We start from the raw sequence: 9,778 nt of genomic DNA, 5'->3' as shown, positions 1-9,778 counted from the left end.
CCTGTTCCAGGTCGTGTTCACGGTGCAGGGGGACGGTGGCGGGGGAGGAGGAGGAGGGGGAAGTGCTCTTCCGGGGCTGAGCGTGAGCGGAGCCGGAGCGGGGAACGCAAGCGCCAAGTTCGATCTTTCGCTGGTGCTCACGGCGACAGCCCAGGGGCTGCGTGGCGGACTGACCTACAGCACCGACCTCTTCGAGCGCGGCACGGCCCTGCGGATGCTCGGCCATCTGGCGCGGGTGCTGGAGCAGGTGGCGGCGGACGCGGACGTGCGGCTTTCACAACTGGACCTGCTCTCGCCGGAAGAGCGCGGCCTGGTGGTGGATGCGTGGAACCGGACGGCGGCCGAGTATCCGGGTGACTGCTGCATCCACGAGCGGTTCCAGGCGCAGGCGGCGCGCACGCCGGGGGCGGTGGCCGTGCGCTTCCAGGAGGAGTCGCTCACCTACGGCGAGCTGAACGAGCGTGCCAACCGGCTGGCGCACCATCTTGCCGGCCTCGGTGTCCGGCCGGAGACGCGAGTCGCGGTCTGTCTGGAGCGGGGGCCGGGGATGGTCGTTTCCGTCCTGGCCGTGCTGAAGGCCGGCGGTGCGTACGTCCCGCTGGACCCCGCCTATCCCGCGGAGCGGCTTGCGTTCATGCTGGCCGACGCGGCCGTCCCCGTGCTGGTGACGCAGGAATCACTGCGTGCGGCGCTCTTCATCGGGGACGGCGTCAAGGTCGTAAGCGTGGACGGGCACGGGGACCGGGTCGCGGCGCAGTCTGCCGGGAACCCGGAACGTGGCGTCTCGCCCGAGCACCTGGCGTACGTGATCTACACCTCCGGCTCCACCGGGACGCCCAAGGGGGTGCTGGTGCAGCACGGCTCCCTGGCCAACCTGCTGGCGGCCACGCGCGAGGCGTTCGGCGTCGGTGAGGGCGACGTGATGCCGGCGCTTGCTTCGTACGCCTTCGACATCTGGCTCTTCGAGACGCTGCTGCCGCTCACCTCGGGGGGCGCGGTGCGCCTGGTGGACCGCGTGCGGGTGCTGGACGTGCCCGCGCTGGTGGAGGAGATCGCCGACGCCACGCTCGTGCACGCGGTCCCCGCGCTGATGCGGCAACTGGTGCATGTCGAGCGCGAGACGCCCCGGCTAGGGCGGCTGCGGCGCGCCTTCGTGGGCGGCGACCGGGTCCCGGCCGACCTGCTGGCGGAGATGCGTGAGGCGCTCCCCGGGGCGGAGACGCACGTCCTCTATGGCCCCACCGAGGGAACCATCCTGGCCTCCACGCACCCGGTGCCGGCGGACGGGATCGTACACGGTCACCCGATCGGACGGCCCTTGGGGAACGTGCGCCTGTACGTCTGCGACGCGCTCGGGAGCCCGCAGCCGGCGGGCGTCCCGGGCGAGCTCCTGATCGGCGGGGCGGGAGTGGCGCGCGGCTACCTGGGCCGCGCGGCGATGACCGCGGAGCGCTTCGTCCCCGATCCGTTCTCGGCGGAAGGCGGCGCGAGGCTGTACCGTACTGGGGACCGGGCGCGCTGGCGGGAAGAACGTGCGGAAGTGCGTGAGTGCGTGAGTGCGGGAGTGGATCCCGTGCCCAACTCCCGCACTGATGCACCAACGCACGCACGCACTGCCGTTCTCGAGTACCTGGGGCGCACCGACTTCCAGGTGAAGGTGCGCGGCTTCCGGATCGAGCCGGGGGAGATCGAGGCCGTGCTGCGGGGCCACGAGAGCATCACCGACTGCGTGGTCGTGGCGCGCGAGGACCTGCCGGGGGACCAGCGGCTGGTGGCGTACGTGGCCGGCGGCGTGGAGGCCGACGCGCTGCGGGAGCACCTGCGGCGGAGCGTGCCGGAGTACATGGTGCCGGCGGCGTTCGTGGTGCTGGAGGCGCTGCCCCTGACGCCTACGGGCAAGCTGGACCGGAAGGCGCTGCCCGCGCCGGAGGGAGACGCCTGCGCGCGGCGCGGCTACGAGGCGCCGGTGGGAGAGACGGAAGCGGCGCTGGCGGAGATCTGGTCCGAGCTGCTGGGCGTGGAGCGGGTGGGTCGCTGGGACGACTTCTTCGAGCTGGGCGGCCATTCCCTCCTCGCCGTCCGCGTGATCTCGCGCGTGCGCCTGGTGCTGGGCGCGGAGGTGAGGATCGCCGGCCTGTTCGAACGCCCCGTGCTGGCGGATTTCGCGCGCGCCATCGAAAACGCCGTACGCACCGAGCTGCCGCCGATCGAGCGAGTGGATCGCGGCGGGCGGCTGCCGCTCTCGTTCGCGCAGCAGCGGCTCTGGTTCCTGGAGCGGATGGGGACCGCGGGCACGGCGTACCACATGCCCTCGCGCCAGCGTCTGTCGGGCGCGCTGGACCGCGCTGCGCTGGTGAGCGCGCTGGACGGGATGGTCCAGCGCCACGAGGCGCTGCGCACCACCTTCGCGGAGGTCGACGGAGAGCCGGTGCAGTGCATCGCCCCCGCGGAGCGAAGCCGCTTCCGGCTGGTGGAGCACGACCTGGGCGAGGGGCCCGGGGCGGGGAAGGAACTGCGTCGCATCGTGGCCGAGGAGGCCGGCGCGCCGTTCAGCCTGGAGCGGGGGCCGCTCGTGCGCGGGCGGCTGGTGCGGATGGCGCCGGACGAGCACGTGCTGCTGGTGACCATGCACCACATCATCAGCGACGGCTGGTCCATGGGGGTGTGGGCGGCGGAGCTGAGCGCGCTGTACGGGGCGTACCGCCGGGGCGAGCCCGACCCGCTCCCGGCGCTCCCGATCCAGTACGCCGACTATGCGGCGTGGCAGCGGGAGTGGGTGGGCGGCGAGGTGCTGCGGACGCAGGCGGAGTACTGGAAGGGGACCCTGGCGGGTGCGCCGGAGCTGCTGGAGCTTCCGGCGGACCACCCGCGCCCGGCGCGGTGGGACCCCCGGGGCGCCTCCCTGGCGTGGGCCCTGGACGAGGCGACGACCTCCGGCCTGAAGCAGCTGGGCCAGCGTCACGGGACCACCCTGTTCATGACGCTGCTGGCGGGGTTCGCGGTGGTGCTCGGCCGCCTCTCGGGGCAGGAGGAGGTGGTGGTGGGGATGCCGACCGCCAACCGGGGGCGGCGAGAGATCGAGGGGCTGATCGGATTCTTTTTGAACACGCTGCCGCTGCGGGTGGAGCTGGCGGACTCGCCGGCCGTGGGCGAGCTGCTGGCGCGCGTGAAGGGGCGGGCGCTGGAGGCGCAGCAGAACCAGGACATCCCCTTCGAGCAGGTGGTGGAGCTGGTGCGGCCCGTCCGCTCCCTCGCGTACGCGCCGCTCTTCCAGGTGAGCTTCACCTGGCAGAACGCGCCTCGCGGCGAGCTCGCCCTCGAGGAGGTGAAGACGATGCCGGCCGGCGGCTCCGGCGGCCCCGGCGTTTCGGGCGTCTCCGGGGCGGCGGCGCCCAGGGCCGTGCGCTACGACCTGTCGCTCAACCTGCAGGAGGCGGACGGCCGGGTCACCGGCGCGGTGCACTACGCGGCCTCGCTCTTCGAGGCCGGCACGGTGGAGCGCTGGCTGGGCTACCTGCGCACGGTGCTCGGGGCGATGGCGGCGGACGACGGCCGGAACGTGGACCGGCTTCCGCTCATCCCTGAGGCGGAGCGCCGCCGGCTGGCGGAGGAGAGCGGCTCCCACGCCGTGGCGCGGCAGATGAGGTCTTCCGTCGCCCACGCGCCCTTCGCCGCGGCGGAGGGCGAGCCGTCCATCGCCGCGTGCTTCCGGGCGCGGGCGGCGGCGCACCCGGAGCGGACCGCCCTGCACGCGCCCTCCGGCGAGTGGAGCTACCGGACGCTCGACGGTCTCGTCCAGCGGATCGCGCGGGCGGTGGTGGCCTCCGTTGGCCCCGGCCCGGGACGCGTGGGGCTCCTCTTCGAGCCCGACGCCCCGATGGTGGCCGGCGTGCTGGGGGCGCTGGCGGCGGGGAAGACGTACGTGCCGCTGGACCCCGCCTGGCCCGAGAGGCGGATGCGCCAGATGCTGGACGACGCCGCGGCCACCCTGGTCCTGGCCGACCGCGCGGGCCACGCCGCGGCGCTGCGCCTGGCCGGCAGCCTTCGCGCCGGGCCGGCCGCCGTGCTCCAGGTAGAGAGCCTGGAGCCCGCCGCCGGCGCGGCCCCGGCCGTCCTCCCCGACGTCCCGCCGGAGCAGCTCGCCTACCTCCTCTATACCTCGGGCTCCACGGGGGAGCCCAAGGGGGTGGCCCAGTCGCACCGCAACGTCCTGGGCCACATCCGCGCCTACACGAACGCGCTCGGCATCGGCCCGGAGGACCGGCTGACGCTGCTGGCCTCGTACGCCACGGACGCCGCCGTCATGGACCTTTTCGGCGCGCTCCTGAACGGCGCCGCCCTCCACCTCTTCAACGTCCGCCGGGAGGGGGTGGAGCCGCTCGCGCCCTGGCTGCACGCGCGCGGGATCACCCTCTACCACTCCACTCCCACGCTCTTCCGCGCCCTCCTGCCGGGCGGCGGGGCGGCGGGGGAAGACCGCTTCCCGTCCGTGCGGCTCGTGGTGCTGGGGGGCGAGGCCGCCACCCGCTCCGACTTCGAGCGGTTCCGGGAGCATTTCGCGCCGGGGTGCGTCTTCGTGAACGGCCTGGGCCCCACCGAGTCGACGCTCGCGCTGCAGTATTTCATGGACCACGCCGCCGAGGCGCGGGGCGACACCGTGCCGGCCGGGCACGCGGTCGAGGGTGCGGAGGTGCTCCTCCTCGACGACGCCGGGGAGCCTGTGGAGCTTTATGCGCGGGGCGAGATCGTGGTCCGCGGCCCGCACGTCGCGCTCGGCTACTGGGGCCGCCCCGGGCTCACCGCCCGCGCGTTCGTTCCCGACCCGGGCGGCCGCGGCACCCGGATGTACCGCACGGGCGACCTGGGCCGCAGGCTGCCGGAGGGGACGGTCGAGTTCCTGGGCCGCCGGGACCACCAGGTGAAGATCCGCGGCTACCGCGTGGAGCCGGACGAGGTGGCGGCGGCGCTCAGGCGCTACCCCGGGGTGCGGGAGGCGGCGGTCGTGGCGCAACCCGCCGGAGCGGGCGCCGCCGCCGCCCTGGTGGCCTACTTCGTGGCGGACGAGCCACCCGCGGCCGAGGCGCTGCGCGCGCACCTGGCGGCGCTCCTCCCGGACGCCATGGTTCCCGCGGCGTACGTTCCGCTCGCCGCGTTCCCGCTGACCTCCAGCGGAAAGCTGGACCGGAAGGCCCTCCCCGCGCCTGGGGACGACGGGTACGCCCGGCGCGGGTACGAGGCGCCAGCCGGCGACACGGAGGTGGCGCTGGCGGAGATCTGGGCCGAGCTCCTGGGGGTGGAGCGGGTGGGCCGCCACGACCATTTCTTCGAGCTGGGGGGCCACTCGCTGCTGGCCGTGCAGGTGATCTCGCGGGTGCGGCGGGTGCTGGGGGCGGAGGTGGCGCTGGGGGAGATCTTCCAGCACCCCGCGCTGGCGGACCTCGCGCGCGCCGTGGGAGAGGCGGGGCGCGCCAGCCTGCCGCCCATCGAGCCGGTGGATCGCGATCAGCCGCTTCCGCTGTCGTTCTCGCAGCAGCGGCTCTGGTTCCACAACCGGATGAGGGGCGGGGACGTCGCCCATTACCTCTCCGTCCGCCCGCGGCTGGTGGGCGCGCTCGACCGCGCGGCGCTCGGGCGGGCGCTGGAGCGCATCGTGGCGCGCCACGAGGCGCTGCGCACCACCTTCCGCGAGCGCGCCGGCGTCCCGGAGCAGCGGATCGCCCCGGCGGAGGCCGCCTCGTTCCACCTGGTGGAGCACGATCTCGCCGGCGCTCCAGGCGGTCCGGACGAGCTTCGGCGGCTGATGGCGGCGACGGCGCACGCGCGCTTCGACCTGGAGCGCGGCCCGCTGATCCGCGGCCGCCTGATCCGGATCGGCCCGGACGACCACGTGCTCCTGGTGACCCTGCACCACATCGTCTCCGACGCATGGAGCATGGGGGTGTTCACCCGTGAGCTGAGCACGCTCTACGCCGCCTTCTCGGGCGGCGAGCCCGATCCGCTTCCCCCGCTCCCGGTGCAGTACGCCGACTACGCGGTTTGGCAGCGCCGCTGGGTCGAGGGCGAGGTGCTCCAGCGGCAGGCGGAGTACTGGGGAGCGACGCTCGCCGGCGCGCCGGAGCTGCTGGAGCTTCCCCTGGACCGGCCGCGTCCGGCGGATCGGGACCAGGCCGGGGGCTCCCTGGCGGTGGGGGTGGCGCTGGGGGAGGAGCTGACGGCGGAGCTGAAGGAGCTCTCGCGCCGGCACGGCGCAACGCTCTTCATGACGCTGCTGGCCGGGTGGGCCGCGGTGCTGAGCCGGCTTTCCGGGCAGGACGACGTGGTGGTCGGCACGCCCACGGCCAACCGCGGGCGGGCGGAGATCGAGGGGCTGATCGGCTTCTTCGTCAACACGCAGGCGCTGCGCGTGGACCTTTCGGACACGCCCACGGTGGCGGAGCTGCTCGGGCGGGTGAAGGCGCGGGCGCTGGAGGCGCAGGCGAACCAGGACATTCCGTTCGAAAAGGTCGTGGAGCGGGTGCGGCCCGCCCGGTCGCTGGCGCACACCCCGCTCTTCCAGGTGATGTTCGCATGGCAGAACGCCCCCCGGGGCGGCCTGGAGCTCCCCGGGCTCGCGCCGGCGCCGCTGGAGCGCCCCACGAACGCGGCCACGCAGTTCGACCTCTCGCTCACCCTCTTCGAGTGGGAGGGGAGGATCGCGGGCGGGGTGGAGTACGCGGCGGCGCTCTTCGACCGCGCCACGGTGGAGCGCTCGCTGGAATACCTGCGGCGGGTGCTGGAGGGGATGGTGGCGGACGATCGGAGGCCGGTGGCCTCGCTCCCGCTGCTCTCGGAAGCGGAGCGCGCGCGGCTCCTGGACGAGTCGAGGGGGCCCTCGGCGGCGTGGGGCGCGGAGGCGTGCATCCACGAGCTGTTCGAGGCACAGGCGGAGCGCACCCCGGAGGCGCCCGCCGTCGTGCTCGGCGCGGCGGCGCTGACGTACGCCCAGCTCGACCGGCGCGCCGAGGCCGTCGCCTCCGCGCTCGCGGCGCGCGGGATCGGGAGGGGCGGCCACGTGCCCATCCTGATGGAGCGCGGGCTGGGGGTGCCCGTGGCCATGCTGGGGGTGATGAAGTCGGGCGCGGCGTTTTCGCCCCTCGACCCCCGCTGGCCCGCCGCCCGGCTCCGGCAGGTCCTGGACGACCTGGGATGCGAGGTGGTCCTGGTCGACGGCGCCCCCCCGTTCGGCAAAGCCGAGCTGGGCCGGACCTTTCTCGCCGTGCCGGGGGCGGACGACCCCGTGCCGGGGAAAGCATCGGGCGAGGGTCCGCGGGAGCGGTCCCGCGCGCAGGGATCCCCGGAGGATCCGCTCTACGTGATCTACACCTCCGGCTCCACCGGAACGCCCAAGGGCGTGCTGGTGCCCCACCGCGGGATCGCCAACCGGTTCGCGTGGATGGGCGGGCACTTCGGGACGGAGGCCGCCGAGGTGGTGCTCCAGACCACGCGCCACGTCTACGACAGCGCGGTGTGGCAGCTCTTCTGGCCGCTGGCCCTCGGCGGGCGGAGCGTGATGCTGGCGGGCGACGAGGAGCTCGCCGCCGGGCCGATCGCCGCGCTCATCCGGCGGCACGGGGTGACGATGACCGACTTCGTCCCCTCGGTCTTCAACGAGCTGGTCCCCCGCCTCGTGGACGACGCGGAGGCGCGGAGCGCGCTGGCCTCGCTGCGGGCGGTGGTCGTCGGCGGGGAGCAGATCACCGCGGGAACGACGTACGCCTTCGTGGAGCGCTTCCCCGGCGTGCGCGTGGTCAACCTCTACGGGCCCACCGAGGCCAGCATCGGCTGCATCTGCCACGAGGTGACGGGGCGCGAGGGCGATCGCATCCCCATCGGGCTGCCCATCGCCAACACGCACGCGCTGGTGCTGGACGGCGGCCGCGGGCTGGTTCCGGCGGGGGTGGCGGGGGAGCTGTACCTTTCCGGCGCGTGCCTGGGGCTGGGGTACCTGAACGACGCGGAGAAGACGCGCGCCGCCTTCGTGGACCACCCCTTTCCGGAGCTGGGGAGCGAGCGGATGTACCGCACCGGCGACCGCGTGCGCCGGCTCTCCGGGGGCGAGATCGAGTTCCTGGGCCGCGTGGACCAGCAGGTCAAGATCCGCGGCTTCCGCATCGAGCCCGGGGAGGTCGAGGCCGCCCTCCTGCAGCACCCCGGCGTGCGGGAAGCGCTGGTGCTGGCGCGCGAGGCCGCGCCGGGCGACTGGCGCCTGGTGGGATACGTCGTGCCCGCCGGGGAGGAGGGCGTGGCGGAGGCCGCGCTCCGCGCGCACCTGGGCGCACGCCTCCCGGACTACATGGTGCCGGGCGCCTTCATGGTGATGGAGCGCCTTCCCCGGACGCCGGGCGGCAAGGTGGACCGGGGGGCCCTCCCCGCGCCCGCCTGGGAGGCCGAGGCGGCGTACGTGGCGCCCCGGACGCCGGTGGAGGAGATCGTGGCCGGGATCTGGTCCGAGGTGCTCGGCCGCGAGCGGGTGGGCGCCCACGACGGCTTCTTCGACCTGGGCGGGCACTCGCTGCTGGCCATGCGCGTGATCGCCCGCGTGGGCGAGGCGTTCGGTGCCGAGGTGCCGCTGCGCGCCCTCTTCGAGAGCCCCACGGTGGCCGGACTGGGCGAGCGGGTACAGGCGGCCATTTCCGCCGGAAGCGGCCCGCTCCCCCCCCTCCGCAGGGTTTCGCGCGAGGGAGAGCTGGTGGCGTCCTTCGGGCAGGAGCGTCTCTGGTCGGCGTGGAAGAGCGACCCCGGGAGCCCCGCGTACAACCTGCACTACCGCCTGCGGCTGCGCGGGCGGGTGGAGGCGCCGGTCCTGGAGAAGGCCCTCGCCGAGGTCGTGCGGCGCCACGAGTCGCTCCGCACCACCTTCCGCGAGTCGGGCGGAGGGGTGGTGCAGGTGATCCACCCCGCCGGCCCCGTTCTCCTCCGCCAGGTGGACCTGGGCGGGCTCGCCGGGCCCGCGCGCGACGAGGCCGTCGAGTCGCTGGCGGCGGGGGAAACGCACCGCCCCTTCGACCTGGAGCGGGGGCCGCTCCTCCGCCCCGTGCTCGCGCGCCTGGGCGAGGGCGACTTCGGCTTTTGCCTCACCCTGCACCACATCGTGACCGACGGGGGGTCCACGGGGGTGCTGATGCGCGAGCTTTCCACGCTCTACGCGGCCTTCGCCGCGGGGGAGGGCTCGCCGCTCCCCGAGCCCGAGGTGCAGTACGCGGACTACGCCGCCTGGCAGCGCGCCTGGCTCACCGACGAGCTGCTGGAGCGGCAGCTCGCCTACTGGACGGCGCGGCTGGCCGGGGCCCCGCGCGTCCCGGCGCTGCGCACGGACCGCCCGCGGCCGCCGGTGCCCAGCGACCACGCCGCCACCCGGACCTTCCGGCTCCCGGAGGCGGTGTCGGCGGCGCTCCGGGCGCTCGGCCGCCAGGAGGGGTGCACCCTCTACATGACCCTTCTCGCCGGGTTCCAGGCGCTCCTTTCGCACTACGGCGGCCACGACGACGTCTGCGTCGGAACGCCCGTCGCGGGGCGCGTGCGGCGCGAGCTCGAGAACCTGATCGGCTTTCTCGCCAACACCTTGGTGATCCGCACCGACCTGTCCGGGTCACCCGGGTTCCGCACGCTCCTCGGGCGCGTGCGGGAGGCCGCGCTCGGCGCGTACGCGCACCAGGACCTCCCCTTCGCCCGGCTGGTGAGCGCGCTGCGGCCGGACTGCGGCCCGGGAGAGATGCCGCTCTTCCAGGTGGTGTTCGAG

Annotated in this window: 1 protein-coding gene; it reads left to right on the top strand. The window is 74.6% G+C overall.

Translation table 11 applies throughout. From position 1 onward, the window contains the following. Positions 1-82: 82 nt before the first annotated feature. Positions 83-9,778, top strand: a 9,696-nt coding sequence (locus tag VF632_RS09590) for an amino acid adenylation domain-containing protein (RefSeq protein ID WP_331022657.1), incomplete at its 3' end; no start/stop codon positions are given.

Origin of the sequence: Longimicrobium sp. (assembly GCF_036388275.1) — a bacterium.
GTDB lineage: Bacteria > Gemmatimonadota > Gemmatimonadetes > Longimicrobiales > Longimicrobiaceae > Longimicrobium.
Note: the sequence above shows the minus strand (reverse complement) of the source record. Positions and strands in the feature narration are given on the sequence as shown.